14 protein-coding genes are annotated in these 18,289 nt (G+C 70.0%); 10 read left to right on the top strand and 4 right to left on the bottom strand.

Going from position 1 to position 18,289, the window contains the following annotated elements; genetic code table 11:
* The first annotated feature begins 168 nt into the window (after nt 1–168).
* From KLK06_RS46400 to KLK06_RS46390, 3 genes are all read left to right on the top strand, one after another.
* Nucleotides 169–855 (top strand): response regulator transcription factor, encoded by a 687-nt coding sequence (locus KLK06_RS46400; RefSeq protein WP_214642143.1) that lies wholly within the window; start codon nt 169–171, stop codon nt 853–855.
* Between the two features lie 466 nt (nt 856–1,321).
* Nucleotides 1,322–4,462, top strand: coding sequence for a tetratricopeptide repeat protein (locus tag KLK06_RS46395; protein WP_374197194.1), 3,141 nt, complete (start codon nt 1,322–1,324; stop codon nt 4,460–4,462).
* A gap of 83 nt (nt 4,463–4,545) precedes the next feature.
* Nucleotides 4,546–4,947 (top strand): hypothetical protein, encoded by a 402-nt coding sequence (locus KLK06_RS46390; RefSeq protein WP_214642141.1) that lies wholly within the window; start codon nt 4,546–4,548, stop codon nt 4,945–4,947.
* 35 nt (nt 4,948–4,982) lie between these two features.
* Here the strand turns inward: KLK06_RS46390 and KLK06_RS46385 are convergent, their stop codons facing one another.
* Nucleotides 4,983–5,690: a 2'-5' RNA ligase family protein gene (locus tag KLK06_RS46385; protein ID WP_214642140.1), complete on the bottom strand. Its 708-nt coding sequence runs from the start codon at nt 5,688–5,690 to the stop codon at nt 4,983–4,985.
* Nucleotides 5,691–5,729: 39 nt separating this feature from the next.
* Here KLK06_RS46385 and KLK06_RS46380 point away from each other — a divergent pair, with 39 nt between their 5' ends.
* Nucleotides 5,730–6,629 carry a phosphotransferase gene (locus KLK06_RS46380; protein ID WP_214642139.1) on the top strand — a complete coding sequence of 300 codons (900 nt, stop codon included), beginning with the start codon at nt 5,730–5,732 and terminating at the stop codon, nt 6,627–6,629.
* 27 nt (nt 6,630–6,656) lie between these two features.
* Here KLK06_RS46380 and KLK06_RS46375 read toward each other — a convergent pair whose 3' ends face one another.
* Nucleotides 6,657–7,034, bottom strand: coding sequence for a mycoredoxin (locus tag KLK06_RS46375; protein WP_250907077.1), 378 nt, complete (start codon nt 7,032–7,034; stop codon nt 6,657–6,659).
* Nucleotides 7,035–7,165: 131 nt separating this feature from the next.
* On the opposite strand from KLK06_RS46375, the gene KLK06_RS46370 reads away from it, so the two are divergent.
* Nucleotides 7,166–8,545 carry an FAD-dependent oxidoreductase gene (locus KLK06_RS46370; protein WP_214642138.1) on the top strand — a complete coding sequence of 460 codons (1,380 nt, stop codon included), beginning with the start codon at nt 7,166–7,168 and terminating at the stop codon, nt 8,543–8,545.
* A gap of 21 nt (nt 8,546–8,566) precedes the next feature.
* Here the strand turns inward: KLK06_RS46370 and KLK06_RS46365 are convergent, their stop codons facing one another.
* Nucleotides 8,567–9,916 carry an MFS transporter gene (locus KLK06_RS46365; RefSeq protein WP_214642137.1) on the bottom strand — a complete coding sequence of 450 codons (1,350 nt, stop codon included), beginning with the start codon at nt 9,914–9,916 and terminating at the stop codon, nt 8,567–8,569.
* A 395-nt stretch (nt 9,917–10,311) separates the two neighbouring features.
* Between KLK06_RS46365 and KLK06_RS46360 the strand changes: the two genes are divergently transcribed.
* The 5 genes from KLK06_RS46360 (at nt 10,312) to KLK06_RS46340 (ending at nt 17,495) form a co-directional block, all read left to right on the top strand.
* Nucleotides 10,312–11,376 carry a LacI family DNA-binding transcriptional regulator gene (locus tag KLK06_RS46360; protein ID WP_214642136.1) on the top strand — a complete coding sequence of 355 codons (1,065 nt, stop codon included), beginning with the start codon at nt 10,312–10,314 and terminating at the stop codon, nt 11,374–11,376.
* Between the two features lie 177 nt (nt 11,377–11,553).
* The gene (locus KLK06_RS46355) at nt 11,554–13,599 is read left to right on the top strand and encodes a hydantoinase/oxoprolinase family protein (RefSeq protein ID WP_214642135.1); all 2,046 of its coding nucleotides are present in this window, start codon (nt 11,554–11,556) and stop codon (nt 13,597–13,599) included.
* Between the two features lie 13 nt (nt 13,600–13,612).
* On the top strand, nt 13,613–15,268 hold the full coding sequence (locus KLK06_RS46350) for a hydantoinase B/oxoprolinase family protein (RefSeq protein WP_214642134.1): 1,656 nt from the start codon (nt 13,613–13,615) through the stop codon (nt 15,266–15,268).
* 2 nt (nt 15,269–15,270) lie between these two features.
* Entirely contained in the window at nt 15,271–16,323 is a 1,053-nt protein-coding gene (locus KLK06_RS46345) for a Gfo/Idh/MocA family oxidoreductase (RefSeq protein ID WP_214642133.1), read from the top strand.
* Between the two features lie 8 nt (nt 16,324–16,331).
* The gene (locus KLK06_RS46340; RefSeq protein ID WP_214642132.1) at nt 16,332–17,495 is read left to right on the top strand and encodes an FAD-binding oxidoreductase; all 1,164 of its coding nucleotides are present in this window, start codon (nt 16,332–16,334) and stop codon (nt 17,493–17,495) included.
* A gap of 250 nt (nt 17,496–17,745) precedes the next feature.
* Here the strand turns inward: KLK06_RS46340 and KLK06_RS46335 are convergent, their stop codons facing one another.
* Nucleotides 17,746–18,282 carry a GNAT family N-acetyltransferase gene (locus KLK06_RS46335; protein ID WP_214642131.1) on the bottom strand — a complete coding sequence of 179 codons (537 nt, stop codon included), beginning with the start codon at nt 18,280–18,282 and terminating at the stop codon, nt 17,746–17,748.
* Between the last annotated feature and the right edge of the window lie 7 nt (nt 18,283–18,289).

The raw sequence follows: 18,289 nt of genomic DNA, 5'->3' as shown, positions 1-18,289 counted from the left end.
TCACATTCGGCTCAGCTCCATTGTGGGACCGCGTTAACATCCGCGAACCATGGTTTACGCTGTTCATCTGGTGGACGCGCAATGGACGCGACGTTCGCGTGGGATATCCTCGCCTACAGGACCTGGGCGACGAAGCCCCCGGGTCCTTGTGTGTTTGAGGAGGCCGATATGAGCAACCTGCTCCTGCTGACCAACGCCCTTGAGCCATCAGCCGAGGTGCTACCGGCACTGGGGTTGCTGCTCCACTCGGTCCGCGTCTCGCCGGCCGAGGCGTCCGCGCTGATCGACACGCCGCCCGCGGACGCGGTTCTGGTCGACGCCCGAAAGGAGTTGGTGCAGGCCAAAAGCCTGTGCCGGTTGATCCGCACGACGGGCATCGACTGCCCGCTGCTGGTGATCGTCACCGAGGGCGGGCTGGCCGCGATGACCGCCGAGTGGGGCGTCGACGACGTGCTGCTCGACAGCGCGGGGCCGGCCGAGGTGGAGGCGCGGCTGCGCATGTCCATCGGCCGTACGACCCAGGCCGAGGACGTTCCGGACGAGATCCGCAGTGGCGATCTGTCCATCGATGAGGCGACTTATACGGCGCGACTGCGGGGGCGGGTGCTCGATCTGACGTTCAAGGAGTTCGAGCTGCTCAAATACCTCGCGCAGCACCCCGGCCGCGTGTTCACCCGCGCCCAGTTGCTGCAGGAGGTGTGGGGCTACGACTACTTCGGGGGCACCCGGACGGTCGACGTGCACGTCCGGCGGCTGCGCGCGAAGCTGGGCACCGAGTACGAGTCCCTGATCGGCACGGTCCGCAACGTGGGCTACCGGTTCGTCCCCGACCGTACGGAGCCGGCCCACGCGTGATCTTCACGGCACAGCCCGGGTAGCCCGCGGTTGACAGGTGCTGTCGCCAGGGTTCCACTGATGTGACAGGACGGCCCTTGGCGGTCGTGTCGCTGTCATGTCGTGTGGGCTGTTTCGTCGCGGACACCGCCGTCCCGAGGGGGGTGGTGTCGGGGTGGGGATCTTTCGGTCGCTCGTCGAAGAAGGCGCGCGACCCCGGATTTTCCGGCGTAACGAAAGTATTTGCTCTGTATTGCGGCCCGCCAACCGCGTATTTGTCATCGATTACGGCTATGCGCGGGAATATTTGGCGGGCGGCGAGCGTGAAGGCATTCACGATCTCCGGGCCGATGGGGATCTCGTCGGGGAATTGGCGTTCTGGAGTCCGGCCGAGCGGGTTCGGATCGACGCGCTGACCGAGGTTCGGGCGTGGCCGATCGATGTGCGGACATTGCGGGAACACGCCGCGGCCAATACGGCCGTGGCCATGGCGTTGGTGCAGGAACTGTTCGCCAGGGACGTCGCCGCCCGCAGGCATGAGGCGCTGGCCCGGGCGCCCGTCGCCGCGCGGCTGGCCGTGTGGCTACTGCACCTGGACGAGCGTTACGGGCTGGCCGGCGAGTCGGCGCCGCCCCTGTCCATGGAGACGCTGGCCGATCTGGTGGGCAGCGCGCCCGATGTGGTGCAGCGGCAGCTCACTCAGTGGGTTCGGCGGGGCTGGCTGGTCCGGCCCGGGTACCGGCGGCTGCGGATCTCCGACGCGGCGGCGTTGCGGGGCGTCGCCGGGGCCTGGGAGCACTTGTCCGCTCCCTGGGAGGGGCGGGTCACCCCGTTCCTGACCCGGCCGGGCGCGCCGGTCGAGGCGTTGCCCGCAGGGGAGGTGCCCCGGCCCGCTCAGTTGCCTGCCGACGTCTCCGACTTCACCGGGCGGCAGCAGAGTCTCGACCTGCTCAGCTCGTGGCTGGAGCGGCCGCGCCGGCCGAACACGATGGTCGTCCAAGGGTTACCGGGCGTGGGGAAGACGGCGCTGGTCACGCGCTGGGCGCACCAGCAGGCCTGGCGGTTCCCCGACGGGCAGATCGTGATCGATCTGCGCGGCCAGTCGCCCAGCCAGCCGCCCATGACCCCGGCCGAGGCACTCGGGCAGATCCTGCGCTCGCTCGGTGTCGGCGAGCAGATGCCCGCCTCCGACGAGGCCGAGCTGATGCTGCTGTACCGGAGCCGCCTGGCGGGGCGGAAGCTGCTGCTCATCCTGGACAACGCCGCCGACCCGGCGCAGGTGCGGGCGCTGCTGCCGGGCAGCAAAGACTGCGTCGTGCTGGTGACCAGCAGGACCAGGATGGCCCCGCTACGCGCCACCGGACACGCCGACCTGATGGACCTGTCCGTACTCGATCCGGGCAACGCCGTCGCGCTGTTGGTCGCGGTGCTCGGCGAGGAGTCGCCGCGGGCCACCGACCGCGACGCGCTGGCCGAGCTGGCCAGGGTCTGCTCGTACCATCCGTTCGCGCTGCGCATCTCGGCGGCCAAGCTCGCCGAGGACCCCGGGCTCAGCGTCGAGTCGCGGGTACGCGAGCTGCGCGGGCCCGACCGGCGGCAGCCGCTCTCCGGCGACCCGGAGGACGCCTTCCGTTCCGCGCTCGACCTGGCCTACGAGTCGCTCACCCCGCCTCAGCGGCGCGCCTTCCGGCACGTCGGGCTGCTGCCCGGCCAGGACTTCACGCCCGAGGTCCTGGCCGCCGCGCTCGGCGCCTCCGTCAGCGAGGCGGTGATCGCGGTCGAGGGCCTGCACCGGGCGTACCTGATCGAGCCGATGGCCGGGCCGCGCTATCGCGTGCACGACCTGGTCAAGCGGCTGGCCAGAGAGCTGGGCAGGCACGCGGAGGCCGGCGTGCGCGAGGCCAGGGTCCGGCTGCTCGACCACTACCTGGGCATGGCGACCGACCCGGCCACGCCACGCGCGTGGTTCGAGGCCGAGCGCCGGTCGCTGGTCTCCGTCGTACGGCTGGCTGAGGAGACCGGCGCGCACCACGCCGCCTGGCGGCTGGCCGAGGCGGTGTTCGAGCCGTTCAGGCGGTTGCGTTACTACCAGAACGACCTGGAGATCCAGCAGATCGGGCTCAACTCGGCGGCACGGATCGGCGACCGGCGGGCGATCGCGCTGATGCGCAGCCATCTCGGCTCGATCCACCGCGACATCGGCCCGTCCACCCAGGCCGCCCGCTACATCGGCGAGGCGCTGTCCGACTTCACCTCGCTCGGCGACCGCGAGGGCCGGGCCCGCGCCCTGAACGACCTGGCCGAGGTACACGGCATCGCAGGCAACAGCGAGGACGCGCTCAAGTGCGCGGGCGAGGCGCTGGAGGTCTACGAGGAGATCGGCGACCTGGCCGGGGTCGCCGACTGCCTGCACTCGCTGTCGCGCCTGCACCTGTCGCAGGAACGGCACGAGCTCGCGCTGCACCACGCCGGGCAGGCGCTGGAGGTACGCGAGCAGCTCGGCGACCTGCACGGCACCGCCCAGAGCCTGATCATCCTGGCCCGGGTCCAGCACTACCTGGGCGAGCCGAACGCCGCCCTGTCGGAGGGGCTGGAGGCCCTGGCCATCTGCCACGACCTGGGCGACGAGCACAGCGAGGCCGAGACGCTGCTCTGCCTGGCCGAGATCTACGACTCGCTCCGGCTGCCGCACGACGCGCAGCGCGACGCCGAGCGGGCCCTGGCCGGGTACACGGCCACCGGCGACCAGCACGGCTGCGGCCGGGCCCTGTGCACGCTGGGCCGCATCGCGCGCAACGGCTCCCGTTACGACGAGGCTCTCGAACACTACGAGCAGGCGCTGGCCGTACAGCGGGAGCTCCACCACGAGCAGGGACGCGCCGAGACGCTCGGCGACATCGGGCTGGTGCACTGGCGGCTGGCCGACTACCTGCGCGCCGACGACTACCTCAACCAGGCGCTCGCCATCAGCCGGGAGATCCACGACCTGCCGGTGGAGGCCAGGATGCTCAACCGGCTGGCGCGGGTACGGCGACGCCAGGGGTTGCCGCAGGTCGCGTTCGTCCACGCGCTGGAGGCGCTGGACCTCGTCCAGGGCATGGGCAACCGCCGGGCCGAGGCGGACGTCCAGGAGACGCTCGCCTACACGTACCTGTCGCTGGACCGGCACAAGGACGCGCTGCGCGCCGCCAAGGCGTCGCTGGAGATCCGGGAGGAGGTACGCGACAACAAGGCCAGCGCGCTGCTGTCGATCGCGCAGGCCCTGCACGTCGCGGGCAAGACGGCCGCCGCGCTCGAGTACGCCAGGGAGACGGTCGAGTTGCAGAACGAGAGCGCCACCAAAGACCGCTGGGCGGCGGCGCTCACCACGCTGGCCATGATCCTGCTCGACCTGGACCGGCCTGATGAGGCGCTGGCGTTCGCGTCACAGGCCAAGGACGTGCATCTCGTCTGCGGCACCCGGCGCGACCTGGGCTGCGCGTTGCGGGCCATCGGCCTGATCGCCCACCGGGCCGGCGACCGCGCCGAGGCCGTGGCCAACCTGAGGGAGGCGGTACGCATCCTGGAGGAGGTGGGTGACGTCTTCGAACTCAAGAAAGCCTCCGCCGAACTCCGCCAAATGTCGTAAATTTTGCGACCTGAGGTCGCAGATCTTGACCGGGTTCCTGCCGTTAGCTGGTACGACCAGCTACTCCAACGGAGGTGAACCGGATGCTCAGAAACCAGCCGCGTCGAGACCTGCGCTGGCTCAGTCGGGACCTGCACTGGCTCAAGCGACAGGCGCGCAAGGACAGGCGGATCACCGTCTCCGTGCTGACCGGAGTGCTCGCCTTCTGGTACCGCCAGCTCTCCCCCGGCCTCTCGCCGGCTGACCCGATGCCCGCCTCGGGAGCGCTGCTGGCCCTCTCACTCGGCCTGGTGACCGCGTCGGGGGCGGCCTGGCTGGTGTCGGCGTACTTCCTGGCCATCACGGCTCGGCCGCAGCGGGAGGCGGTCGAGGTGCTGCGGCGGGTGTCGCGGATCTCGCGGGCCAAGGAGTGGGCGTTCTGCTCGCTCAGCGCTTATGTGGCCTGGCATCTGCTGCAGTTCGTCACCGCGCTGCTGGTGAGGTAGCCGTTTTGGCCGCGTGGTGGTTCTGGCTGTGGGTGTCAGTGCGATTCGGGGTCGCGTGCTGGCGCCCACCGCAGCGGGACCCGCTCCAGTACGTCCAGCCGGACTCCGGTTCCGGTGTGGACGGCTTGGACGAGATCGGCCGCGCCGAGCTCCGCGACGCCGATCGGCAGGTCGGCCCGCTCATCGCACCAACCGACGATCGCCTCGGCCGTGGTGACGGGCACGGGCTCGGCGAAGTGGACGAGGCTGACGTACCAGCGATCCCGCACCCAGCCGCGTTCGAGGTCGCGCACCCCGCGAGCGGCCAGCCCGTGCGCGAACCGCTTCTGGAGGGTGAGCAGCGTGTCGTCGACCGGATGGCCGCAGGCGAGCACCCCGCCCGGGTGGGGACTCACCCCCCGCAGCACCACCCGAACCGGCGACACGTCCGCAGCCGCCTCCCGCAGAGCGTCGGCATAGGCACGCCGTAGCGGATCGTCCACGGGGATGACCGACCGGTAGGGCTCCAGGGAACGCAGCGTGACGTGCAGGCAGTCCGCGCCGTGCGCCCAGTGCCCGGGTCCGGCGACCGTACCGGCGTCCTGGGCCAGGTCCGCCAGCCGTTCGAGCACCGTACCGACCGGCCGCAGGATCGCGGCTGCTCCCCAGCGAGCGGCCCCCTCCACCATCGGCCGGTCGTAGGTGGCGCGCCCCGACAGGAGGGCGGCGCGTCCGGCGGCGAAGAAGGCGGTGAAGTCGGACATCCGGGCAGTATGCCAGGATCCCTTGATATCTAGTGATCTATGGATTTACGGGCATGGTGTGAGACGTGGCTCGGCTCGGTCCCGGTCCATGAGTTGTTCCGTACTGGTCATCTGTCCGTGGTGCTGGGGGTCGAGCTGGCGGACGGCCGGGCTGTAGTGCTCAAGCGGCGTCCGGCCTCGGCGCGCGTCCAGGGGTGTGTCGAGGTGCAACGGCACCTGTCTCGTGCGGGCTTCCCGTGCCCTTCCCCGCTCACGGACGCCGTGCCACTCGCCGGTTGGACGGTTAGCGCCGAGACCTACGTCCCGGGCGGGGTGCAGTTGGACCGGGATGCCGACCGGCCCCGGCTGTTCGCGGAGGCGCTGGCGCGGTTCGTGCGGCTGGCGCCCGCCCCCGATGCCGTCTCCTCCGTCGCCCCCGCGCCGCCGTGGGTCGGCTGGGCGCACGGCTCGGCGGGCGTCTGGCCGTGGCCGGACGACATGGACGTCGATCTCAACACCCGTCCCGGTCCGGCCTGGCTGGACGACCTCGGGCGCCGAGTCCGCGACCGCCTGGTGGCCGTACGGCATGCGTCGGTGATCGGTCACGGGGACTGGGAGTCGCAGAACCTCCGGTGGCAGGACCACCGGCTGCACGCCGTACACGACTGGGACAGCGTGGTGTGCCTGCCCGAGCCCGCCATCGCGGGAGCGGCGGCGGCCGTGTTCACGGAGACGGGCGGACCGTTGGAGGCCGCGACGATCGACGAGACGGACCGGTTTCTGGCGGCGTACGCGCGAGGGGGCGACTGGGGGGCGGAGGAGCACGAGATCGCCTGGGCGGCGGGGCTGTGGGTGCGGGCGTTCAACGCCAAGAAAGCCTCGCTGGTTGACGGCGGGTCCCCGGTCCTCGACCGGCTGGCGCACGAGGCGAAGACCCGGCTACGTCGCGCAGGCGCCTGACTTCGGTGTCCTGAGGGAGCCGGTCCGTCATTTCCTGGCCAGGTGCGGGGCGTACCTCTCGACCGCTTCCAGCACCTGGGCCTTCGACGGGTTCACCATCGCCTTTTCGGCCACCGTCACGGTCGGCACGGTCTCGTTCCCGTTCGCGACCGAGCGGACGAACGCCGCCGCCTCGGGGTCTTTCCAGATGTTCACCTCGGTGTAGCGCAGCGGCGTGAAGCGCAGGCGCATGCGCAGTCTCATGCAGTACTTGCAGCCGGGCCTCCAGTAGATGACCATGCCCGTGCGGTCCGCCAGCGCGTGGGACGTCGCCCGGTCTCGGCGGGGTTGGTTCGCGACGATCATCCACGCCAGGTAGAGGACGAGAAAGAGGATCGCGATCACGGAGAACACGCCGGAGAACATGGGGGAAGTATCCCAAGACCGGTCGACGCGGGCGATGGCGCCCATGGGGAGGTCGGTGTTCCGGCGGGCGATGACAGCGGCGGGCCTGATGCTGACAGAGATCTGGCAGTGCGGACAGGCATGGTCGGACCATGACCGAGAAGACGGACGTACTCATCGTCGGCGGCGGGCCGACCGGGCTCACTCTCGCCGTGGATCTGGCCAGGCGCGGAGTTGCCTGCCGCATCGTGGAGCAGGCGCCGGAGCCCTCCGGCGGTTCCAAGGGCAAGGGGCTGCAGCCGCGTACACAGGAGGTTTTCGATGATCTGGGGGTGATCGACCGTGTTCTGGCGGCTACGACGCTCTATCCGCCGCTGCGGGTGAGGATCGGCAGGGTGCCGGTGTACCAGGGACGGATGCACAAGCTCACCGCCCCCACGGACGCGGTGCCGTACCCGATGGTGATGATGCACCCGCAGTGGCGCACCGAGGCCGTGTTGCGTGAGCGGCTGGCCGAGCTGGGCGGGAAGGTGGAGCAGGGTGTCGCGCTGACCGGGTTCGAGCAGGACGCGGGTGGGGTGACGGCCCGGCTGGGCACCGGGGTGACCCTGCGGGCGGACTACCTGGTCGCGGCGGACGGCGGCAAGAGCCTCGTACGCAAGGCGCTCGGCATCGGTTTCACCGGGGAGACCCGGGACGAGGAGCGGATGGTCCTCGGCGACGTGCGGGTGGAGGGGCTCGGCCGGGATCACATCCATGTCTGGTTCCGGCCCGGGAAGGGGATGGTGGTGCTGTACCCGATGGCCGGCACCGACACCTTCCAACTGCTCGCCCCGCTGAAGGCGGGCGTCGTTCCGGACCAGACGCTGCCGGGTTTCCAGCGGCTCTTCGCCGAACGGTCGATGCTGCGCGGGGTTCGGATCACCGAGCTGCGGTGGTCGTCCCTGTACCGGGTGAACATCCGCCTGGCCGACAGCTACCGGACCGGCCGGGTCTTCCTCGCCGGGGATGCCGTCCACGTGCATTCGCCCGCGGGTGGGCAGGGGCTCAACACCGGTGTACAGGACGCCTACAACCTGGGCTGGAAGCTCGCCCGGGTGCTCGCCGGCGCACCGGCGGCGCTGCTCGACACGTACGAGGAGGAACGCCGGCCGGTCGCCGCCCGCGTGCTCGGCCTGAGCACCGACCTGCACGACAAGAAGTCCTACAAACGCGACGAGGAGACTCATCAGCTATTGGTGAGCTATCGGGGCGGCTCGCTGGCCCGGCGGGGCGGGGATCGGGTGCCGGACGGCCGGGTGCGGCTGGCCGACGGCAGCGAGGCGCGGATGTTCGACCTGTTGCGGGGGACGCATTTCACGCTGCTGTCGCCTGATCCCGCGCCGCGTGTGGTGAACGGGCCGGAGGTGCGGGCGTACGAGCCGGCCGAGTCGTACGGCGACGAGCGCCATACGCTGGTCCGGCCGGATGGGTATGTGGGGATCTCGACCTCATCGGCGGAAGAGCTCGCTGAATATCTGGCCATGGTGTGAGCGAACGCTTCGCCGTCGATTTCACGGTGTACGAACGGCCGTCTCGGCGAGCAGGCCGGTGCTGGCGTCGCGACGCGCGCCCGTCGGGAGCGCGAAGATGGTGATCAGCAGGGACAGCACGCAGAACCCGGTCATGTACCAGCCGAAGGTCACGTCGCTGCCGGTGATGTCGCGCAGCCAGACGGCGACCAGGCCGGCGGTGGAGCCGATGAGCGAGGTCGAGACGTTGAAGTTCAGGGCCGACGCGCTGGAGCGGACCTCTGAGGGGAAGCTGAGTATCGCCGCCGCCATCATCGGCGCCGAAATGATGTTGTTGATGATCGTGAAGCCCACGACGGCCAGCACGGCGATGAGGATGGACTTGCTGCCGATGGCGATGAACGTGGGCACCGTCAGCACGACGAAGAGGCCGTAACCGATCAGCAGCGGCACGCGAGCCCCGTACTTGTCGGCGAGGTATCCGCCATAGATGCTCGGCACCGGGCCGACGGCATAGCTGATCATCGACGCCAGCAGGGCGAGTGAGGTGGGGAAGCCCGCGCCGACCAGGGCGGTGACGAAGTACGCCTGGATGACGAACGATCCGATCCGCTGGCCCGCGCTCAGGCCGATCGAGCGCAGCATGTCGGGCCAGTAGTAGCGCACAGCCGTGCGCAAGGGAGTCTGCGGCACCTTTCGCTGGTCGGCGAGCTGTCGCACCGCCTCGAACTCAGGGCTCTCGTTCAGCCGGTTGCGGATGTAGACCGCCACCGCGGACAGAGGGATCGCCAGCAGGAAGGGAATGCGCCAGCCCCAACTGGCGAACGCCTCCGACGACATCAACTGGGTGAAGAGGAAGGCCACCCCGGCCGCGAGAAACGAGCCGACCGACGCGGTGGAGTTCAGGGTGCCGAGCACGTAGTTGCGGCGTCGCTTGTTCTCGTGCTCCAGCAGGAAATTCGCGGCGGTGGTGATTTCCACGCTGGCGCCGAGGCCCTGCACGACTCGCGCGGTCAGCAGCAGGATCGGCGCCACGACACCGGCGGCCGCGTACGTCGGCAGCAGCCCGATGCCCGCGGTGCCGACCGTCATCAACACGATCGTGAGGACGAGGACGGGCCGCCTGCCCTTCAGGTCCGCCAGGGGACCGAGGATCATCGCGCCGATGGGCCGGATGAAGTACGACAGGGCCACACCGACGTACGCCGCGAGCAAGGCGACGGTCGTCTGCCCCTCCGGGAAGAAGTGCGAGGCGATGACCGCCGCGAGAGTCCCGTACAGCGTGAAGTCGTAGTACTCGACGGCATTGCCGATCATGGTGGAGGCGAACAAGCGCCGGCGCGCCTTCGGTGTGGGCGCGACGTCCTGGTCGGTGGGTACGGGAGTGCTCATCAGGTCTCCTCATGAACGGTGAGTGCGACGGCGCGCAGTGGCGACGACAGGTGTGCCCGCTGGGGCACGAGCGACCGAAGCGCAGCTCAGCGGCTTGCGGGCGCGGATTGACGTGGGGTGAGGTCTGTCGTCGTTGGCGAATGCCGCGTCAAGCCCGTGACAGGCTATGCGGCCGTCGATGGTGGCGTTCGCTCCGCGGGGCGCGGGTCCGCTCCGTCCGTCGGCGGCTGACGGGTGGGCTGAACCGCAGTGGGAGAACGTTCTCCCAAACGCTAGAATCGGTGTGACGAAGTGTCAAGGACTCGTCACGTCGAATTCAGCGACAGGGCGGCTACGATGATCGGCGAGGCAGTGGCCGAGCTAGCCGCCACCATCGGACGGGGAGGCGACAACAGGTGTCCGCTGGGCGACCGACGATCATCGACGTCGCGCGTGATGCCGGCGTATCTCCCGCTACGGCCGGCCGGGTGCTGGGCGGCTACGGGACCCCCGCGCCGGAGCTGGTGCATCGGGTGCAGGCCTCGGCGAAGCGACTCGGCTATCGCCCGAACGACGTGGCGCGCAGCATCGTGACCGGCTCCACCCGCGTCGTCGGCGTGGTCGTGAGCGACCTGGAAAATCCGTTCTTCGCGCGCGCGGTCAGCGGAATCTCCGACCGCGCGCGGGACGCGGGCTACGAGATGCTGCTCATCAGCACCGGGATGGACGTGGAGCGGGAGCGCTCCGCGGTGGAGGCGCTGATGGTCAAACGCGTGGACGGCATGATCGTCGCCTCGGCCAGCGTCTCGGAAGGCACTCATCTGCGCCGGGTCCGCGAAGCGGGCGTTCCGCTGGTCCTCCTCGACCGTCGCAACGACGGCGCCGGAGCGGTCGACGCGGTGCTGCTCGACAACCGGGCCGCGGCGCACCGGGCCGTGAGCCACGTCCTGGACGAGGGGCATCGGGCGATCGCGGTCGTGACCCCATCCGTGACCGTCGAGCGCCCCGCCGGTCGGCGGCGCAAGGCCATGGCCGAGTTTCCCAGCTCGCTGCGGTTCAAGGGCTACCTTGACGCGCTCGAGGAAGCGGGCGTCACCTGTGATCCGGGATGGGTCCTGAGCTGCGATGACGCCGACGCGGCCGGCGAGCGGGTCCGCGAACTGCTCGCCACGCGCCGGGACGTCACGGCGATCTTCGCGACCACGAACGTCATGACCAGAGGGGCCTTCGGCGCCATCATCGACAGCGACCGGCGCTGCCCGGAGGACGTCAGCCTGCTGGGCTTCGACGATCACGAGTGGAGCACTCTGGTGCGCCCTCGGCTGTCGGTGGTCGCGCAACCGGCCTACGACCTCGGCTCCGCCGCCGGCACCGTCCTTCTCGGGCGGCTGTCCGGCCGGGAGTCGCCGAGCGCGCCCAGCGAGACGATCCTGCGGTCGTCCCTGATCGTCCGCGGCTCGGTCGCGGCACCACCTTCCTGACCACTGCGGCGTGGTGGCGTCGTTCTTGACGTCACCACGCCGCAGTGGCTAGGTTCGGAGAACGTTCTCTGAAGAACGTCACGACGTGGCGGGGGAAGGAGGCGGTCGGCAAGCGGCGGCTGAGCTGACCGGCACTCCCGCGGAACTGCCGAAGATCCGGCGAGAGGAACGAAGGCGATGGCCCTTCGCATCGGTGTCGACACGGGCGGCACCTTCACCGACATCTGTCTCTACGACACGACGCGCGACGAACTACGCGTCTTCAAAGTCTCCAGCACACCGGAGGATCCGGGTAAAGCGATCATCGAAGGGGTCGCGGAACTGCTGCGGACCGCCGGCAGCGGGGAGTTCTCCGACGTTTCCTACTTCGCGCACGGGACGACCGTCGGCACCAACGCCCTCCTGACCGAGACCGGCGCGCGTACGGGACTGCTGACCACCCGCGGCTTCCGTGACCTGCTGGAGCTGGCCCGTGGACGCCGGCCGAAACTGTACGACCTCCAGGCGGACAAGCCCACTCCCCTCGTTCCGCGCGGCCTCCGCCACGAGGTCACCGAGCGGGTGCGGCACGACGGCACGGTGTGGACTCCTCTCGACGAGAGCGAGGTCCGCCAGGCGATCCGCCAATTGCGCGACGAGGGCGTCGAGGCCATCGCGGTATGCCTGCTCTACAGCTACGTCTTCCCCGACCACGAGCGGCGCATCGCGGGCTGGGTCGAGGAGGAGTTCCCCGGCGCCTACGTCTCGCTGTCCTCCGAGGTGCTGCCGGAGTTCCGCGAGTACGAGCGGCTGTCGACCGTCGTCAGCAACGCCTACCTCGGCCCCAAGGTCTCCGGTTACCTGGCCCGGCTGCGGAAGAAGCTCGCGGAGCGAGGGCTCGTGACGCAGCCGTACGTCACCCAGAGCAACGGTGGCGTGGTGTCGTTCGCCGAGGCGGAGAAGTACCCGGTCCGGATGGTCCTGTCGGGTCCCAGCACGGGAGTCGTCGGCGCGGCGCGGACGGCCAACGGCGCCGGATATCCGGACATCATCACCTTCGACATGGGCGGCACGTCCACCGACGTCTCTCTCGTCCAGCACGGTGAACCCAAGACCAGCTCTGGGCTGGACCTGGACGGCCGCGCGATCCGTACCGCCATGCTCGACATCCACACCGTCGGCGCCGGCGGCGGCTCCGTGGCCCGCCTGGACAGTGGCGGCCTGCTCAAGGTCGGGCCGGAGAGCGCCGGGGCCTTTCCCGGTCCTGCCTGCTACGGTCACGGGGAGCTGCCCACCGTCACGGACGCCAACGTCGTCCTGCAGGTCCTCAACCCGGACTACTTCCTCGGCGGCCGGATCACGATCGACCGAGAGGCGTCGCGCCGTGCGGTGGGGACGCTGGCCGAAAAGCTCGGCATGAGCGTCGAGGACACCGCGCAGGGCATCATCCGGGTGGTCACCGCGAACATGGCGCGGGCGATCCGCGTCATCTCCGTCCAGCGGGGCTACGACCCTCGCGACTACGTCATGGTGCCCTTCGGCGGCGCCGGTCCCCTGCACGCCTCCCGGCTGGCGGCGGAGCTCGGCATGAGGACCATCCTCGTACCCGAGTCGCCGGGCGCGTTGTCGGCGCTCGGTCTGCTGCTCACCGACATCAAGAGCGACTTCTCCCGTACGTCGGTCATGACCGTGACCACCGGCGCCGCGGACGACATCGCGGCGGTCTTCGCCGAGCTGTCCGCCCAGGCGGAGCGGTGGTTCGAGTCGAGCGACATCGAGGAGCGGGCACGCGGCAGCCGCCGCCAGGTGGATCTGCGCTACGCGGGCCAGAACCATGAGCTGACCGTCGACTTCCCCGCGGGGCCCGTCACCGCGGCGGCGGTGACGGCGCTGCTGGACGGCTTCGCCCTGGCTCACGAGAGGACCTACGGATACGCCAACCCCGGCAACCCCATCCAGGCCGTGACGTTCCGGGTGCAGGCCTCCGGTGAGATCGGCGCACGGCCGACGTCGAGCCCGGTCGTCACCGGCAGGCCCGACGGCGAGCAGGCGCGGAAGCGGCCCGTCTATCTCCCGGAGCTGGGCGGATTCCACGAATGCCTGATCCACGACCGGGCAGCGCTCGCGCCGGGAACGGTCGTCGAAGGCCCCGCGATCGTCGAGCAGATGGACACCACGACCCTCGTCCTGCCCGGCTCCACCGCGGAGGTCGACGCCCACCGCAACCTCGTCATCCATCTGTGAGCATCGGAGCGTCATGAACACCACTGACACCTCTCCCCTGGACCCGATCTCCGTCGAGGTCATCGGAGCGGCCCTCTCCTCCATCGTGGAGGAGATGATGGAAACCATGGTGCGAGCGGCGTACAGCACGAACATCAAGGAGCGCCGCGACTGCACCGCCGGATTCTTCGACGCCAGAGGGCAACTGGTCGCGCAGGGTGAGCACAACCCGAGCCACCTCGGCGTCCTGATGGGGGTGATCGCCAAGATCGTTGAGCGGTACGACGTCAGCGAGCTCGCCGACGGGGACACCTTCATCGCCAACGATCCCCACAGCGGCGGCGGCACCCACATCCCCGACATCGTGCTCGCCTGCCCGATCTTCGTCGACGGGCGGCTGGTGGCCTGGGCGGCGAACCTCGCCCACCACGCCGACTTCGGCGACCGCGGGCATGCGCACATCTTCCAGGAGGGCCTGCGCATCCCGCCGGTACGCCTGGAGCGGGCCGGCGAACTGCAGACCGACCTGTTCGACCTGATCCTGCTGAACTGCCAGGTGCCCGACGAGCGCCGACCCGACTTCCAGGCCCAGCTCGCGGCCAACCGGCGAGCGGTCATCCGCTTCCGGGAGCTGTGCGCGCGGCACTCGATCCCGACGATGTCCGCCGCCGCCGAGGCGTTGCTGGACCACACCGACCGCCAGACCCGCGCCGCGATCCGCGAGGTCCAGGACGGCGTCTACTCGTTCGAGGACAGGTTCGACTGCCCCGAACTGGATGAGGAGCTCACCCTTCGCGTCGCCGTCACGGTGCGCGGCGACGAGCTCTTCTTCGACTTCTCCGGCAACCCGCCGCAGGTCCGCGCCAGCGTCAACATGGTCTACGGCGCGCTCGAGAGCACGGTGTACTACGCCGTGAAGACGCTCATCGACCCCGACATCGTGCCCAACGCGGGGGTGGTCCGGTCGATCCACATCGACGCGCCCCGCGGCAGCATCCTGAACGCCGTCGCTCCCGCCGCGGTCAACGCCCGCACCGAGACCTCACAACGGGTGGTGGACCTCATCCACGGCGCGCTCGCCCCCGCTCTGCCGGAGCGGGTCACGGCCGCGCACAACGGATCGAACACCGGTTTCCACTTCGACGGGCTCGACCCGCGGACCGGCAAGTACTTCGTGTACCTGGAGACGATCGGCGGCGGATCCGGCGCCCGCGCCACCAAGGACGGCCTCGACGGGGTGCAGGTCCACGTCACGAACACCAGCAATCTGCCCGTGGAGAGCCTCGAACAGGAGTACCCGCTGATGGTCGAGGCCTACGAACTCGTCGACGGATCCGGCGGCGCCGGTGAGTTCCGGGGCGGCATGGGCATCAGGCGCGTGGTGCGGGTCGAAGCCGATGGCATCGGGTTCTGGCTGGACGGCACCCGCTACAAGTCCCAGCCGTGGGGATTGTTCGGCGGCGGCCCCGGGGCCAGCGGTGGCTGGGCGGTCAGCGAAGGGGCCCAGCCCATCGACCATGGACACACCGTGCTCAACACGGGTGACGTGGTCACGATCACCACTCCCGGCGCCGGCGGCTACGGCCCGCCTTCACGCAGGGCGCGTGCGCTGGTCGAGCAGAACCTGCGCGAGGGCGTCATCTCAGCCGAGACCGCACGCGACGCGTACGACCTCCAGGAAGGGGAGTGAACGTGACCGCACGCGACACATCGCCGATTCGCTGCGCCGTCGTCGGGTTCGGCACGGCGGGACGCTTCTTCCACACGCCGTTCCTCGCCGCTGATCCGGCGTACGACCTGCGCGTGATCGTCACGGGCGATCCGGACCGGGCGGCGGCGGCGCGGGCCGCGCATCCGGGCGCCACGGTGGTGTCCGATCCCCAGGCCGTCATCGACCACGCGTCCGAACTGGACCTCGTCGTCGTGGCGACGCCCCCGTCGACGCATGTCGAGCTGGCCGCGAACGCCATGCGGGCGGGACTTGACGTCGTCGTCGACAAGCCGTTCGCGCCGACCGGCGCCGAGGGACGGAAGCTGATCGCGCTGGCGGCCGAGCTGGGGCGCCGCCTCACGGTGTTCCAGAATCGCCGGTGGGATGCCGACTTCCTGACCCTGCGACGGCTGCTCGCCGACGGGCGGCTGGGCACGGTGCACGCCTTCGAGTCCCGCTTCGAGTGGTGGCGTCCGGACGGACTCCAGGGGTGGAAGGGCGACACCGATGTGGCGGACGGCGGCGGCATCCTCTTCGATCTCGGTACGCACCTGATCGACCAGGCTCTGCGGTTGTTCGGACCCGTGGCGGAGGTCCTGGCCGAGGTCAACCGTCGCGACTCCCGCGCCGGTCGCGACGCCGACGACGACACGGTCGTGATTCTGCGCCACGCGTCCGGCACGAGTTCGCGCCTGACGATGAGCAGCGTCGCGGCCTTGCCCGGCCCTCGGTACCGGGTGCTGGGCTCGCGGGCCGGCTACGTCAAGGACGGGCTGGACGGTCAGGAAGCCGCCTTGAAAGCCGGCATGAGCCCTGCCGATCCGGCGTTCGGACGTGAGCCCGAGGAGTGCTGGGGCCGATTGGGTGATCACTCCGAGACGACTCCCGTCGAGCCCGAGCGCGGCAACTACGCCGAGTTCTACCGCCTGCTCGCCACCGCGCTGCGTAACGGCGGCGAACTGCCCGTCGATCCCCACGACGCCGTTGACGTCCTCGACGTCATCGAGCGTGCTCACGCCTGCTCGAAGAAGTGAGGAGTCACATGACAGATCAGCGCGCGGCCCAACGCGTCATCGTCCTCGGCGGCGGCATCCTCGGCGTGTCCACCGCCGTGCACCTCGTACGCGGCGGCGCCGAGGTCGTCCTGGTCACCGAGGCGGAACTGGCCAGCGGGGCGTCGGGGCGTTCGCTGTCCTGGCTGAACTCGGCGGGGACGCGGCCCCCCTCCTACCATCTCCTGCGCCTGATCGGCATCGACCGCTATCGCACCCTGTTCGCCGCCGACCCGGCCCGGGAGTGGTTGCGCTTCGACGGCGGCCTGTGGTGGACGACCCCTGACGGAAGCGAGAAGACCCGCGCACGGCACGCGCACGAAGTCGCGAACGGCTACGAGTCGCACCTCGTCGACCGCGCGCACGCCGGCCGGCGGACCGGCGGCGTCCAGGTGGGGCCGAGCGAACACCTCGCGATCCACAATGCGGGCGAGGGCTGGGTGTCCCTCCCCCACCTGATCCAGGAGCTCGCGGACGAACTGGTCCACCGCGGCGGACAGATCGTCACCGGCGCCGGGCATTGCTCGGTGACCGTGCAGGACGGCCGCGCGCGCGGAGTGAGCAGCGCCGACGGCACGTCATGGCGTGGTGACGCCGTCGTGGTCGCCTGCGGCGCGCAGACCTCGGCCGTGCTCGCGGACCTCGGCGTGGACGTCCCCGACGGGTCCCCGCTGTCCATGCTCGTCATCACGGAACCGGTCAGGACCGAGGTCACGACGGTGCTGAACACTCCGCGCGCGGCGATGCGCCCCCATCCCGAGTCGAGGTTCGCGATCGACCACAGCTGGTACGAAGAGCACATCGTCGAGCACGAGGACGGCTCATGCTCGATCGACGAGATCTACGTCAAGGAACTCGTCGCCGAAGCATCCGCCCTGCTCGACGGCGACATATCGCTTGAGGCGGCCTCGTGGAAGCTCGGGCGCAAACCCATACCGGGGGACGGCCAGCCGGTCTTCGGCGAACTCGAGGCGGTGCCCGGCTGCCATGTGGCGTTCACCCACTCGGGCGCGACGCTGGGACTCATCGCCGGAGAGCTCACCGCGTACGAGGTGCTCACCGGCGTCAGGCACCCGCTCCTGAAGGACTTCCGCCCCGAACGCTTCACCCAGAAAGGAGCCGCTATGAGGAGCCGCTCACAACCCGTTCGGTAACTCAGGGCCCGGTTCACCGCGATCATCGCCAGGTTCTGCTGATTGACGGTGGTGCTAACGGTACGTACGTGCGGAAAACGTTCGTGCAACCGCAGGGTCTGCTCGGCCTTGATCCAGCGGGCGAGCCCGCGCCGCCGGTGCTGGGGGAGCACCGCGGTGTCGTGCTGTCGCGCCGCTGGGCCATCGCCGGTCGGCACGGTGGTCGCGGCGACGACCTCGTCGGTCGCGCGTCGCACCGCCGCGCAGACCATCAGCCGCTCGCCGCCTTCGGTAGTCTCCGCCTCCCAGGCACGGACTGCCGCTCGATTCCAGGCGCCATTTGAAGTGCGGCGCCCGGCGCGTCCAGCACATGGCCCATCACCTGCCCGAAGGAGGTGGCCAGCGACTCGGAGGCGCGGTCGTACCAGTGCGCGAGGCGGTATTCGGCAGAATCCGGGCAGACAGCCAGCTTCTGACAGCGGCGCAGCACACTCTCCTCAAGTCGCTGCTCCTGACGCGCCAAGCGCAGCAGTTCCCGTACGCCGCGCCAGGTGTAGGCGAACCGCTCACCGGGCTCCCCAGCCAGCACCGTGCTCTGGATCTGCTCCATCCCGGCCAGGCGGGCATTCTCGGCGATCCGCGCCAGCAGCGCTGAGCCTATGCCGTGGCGACGAACCGGACGCGCCACGAACAGGCGGAGGAAGCCGGACTGCTCGCTCTGGCCCTCGACGAAGATCATGCACCAGGCAGCGAGGTCGGCCTCGGGCGCTTGCCGTGGCAGGAATGCTTCCAGGACTATCGCGGCCACCGCCGCA

Origin of the sequence: Nonomuraea sp. NEAU-A123, assembly GCF_018603905.1 — a bacterium.
Taxonomy (GTDB): Bacteria; Actinomycetota; Actinomycetes; order Streptosporangiales; family Streptosporangiaceae; genus Nonomuraea.
This window is presented reverse-complemented; position numbering and strand designations above follow the sequence as displayed.

Bases quoted from the DNA above. Each gene is read 5' to 3' on its own strand.
- KLK06_RS46400 (WP_214642143.1), top strand. From the start codon at position 169: ATGAGCAACCTGCTCCTGCTGACCAACGCCCTTGAGCCATCAGCCGAG.
- KLK06_RS46395 (WP_374197194.1), top strand. From the start codon at position 1,322: ATGGCGTTGGTGCAGGAACTGTTCGCCAGGGACGTCGCCGCCCGCAGG.
- KLK06_RS46390 (WP_214642141.1), top strand. From the start codon at position 4,546: ATGCTCAGAAACCAGCCGCGTCGAGACCTGCGCTGGCTCAGTCGGGAC.
- KLK06_RS46385 (WP_214642140.1), bottom strand. From the start codon at position 5,690: ATGTCCGACTTCACCGCCTTCTTCGCCGCCGGACGCGCCGCCCTCCTG.
- KLK06_RS46380 (WP_214642139.1), top strand. From the start codon at position 5,730: ATGGATTTACGGGCATGGTGTGAGACGTGGCTCGGCTCGGTCCCGGTC.
- KLK06_RS46375 (WP_250907077.1), bottom strand. From the start codon at position 7,034: ATGTTCTCCGGCGTGTTCTCCGTGATCGCGATCCTCTTTCTCGTCCTC.
- KLK06_RS46370 (WP_214642138.1), top strand. From the start codon at position 7,166: ATGACCGAGAAGACGGACGTACTCATCGTCGGCGGCGGGCCGACCGGG.
- KLK06_RS46365 (WP_214642137.1), bottom strand. From the start codon at position 9,916: ATGAGCACTCCCGTACCCACCGACCAGGACGTCGCGCCCACACCGAAG.
- KLK06_RS46355 (WP_214642135.1), top strand. From the start codon at position 11,554: ATGGCCCTTCGCATCGGTGTCGACACGGGCGGCACCTTCACCGACATC.
- KLK06_RS46350 (WP_214642134.1), top strand. From the start codon at position 13,613: ATGAACACCACTGACACCTCTCCCCTGGACCCGATCTCCGTCGAGGTC.
- KLK06_RS46340 (WP_214642132.1), top strand. From the start codon at position 16,332: ATGACAGATCAGCGCGCGGCCCAACGCGTCATCGTCCTCGGCGGCGGC.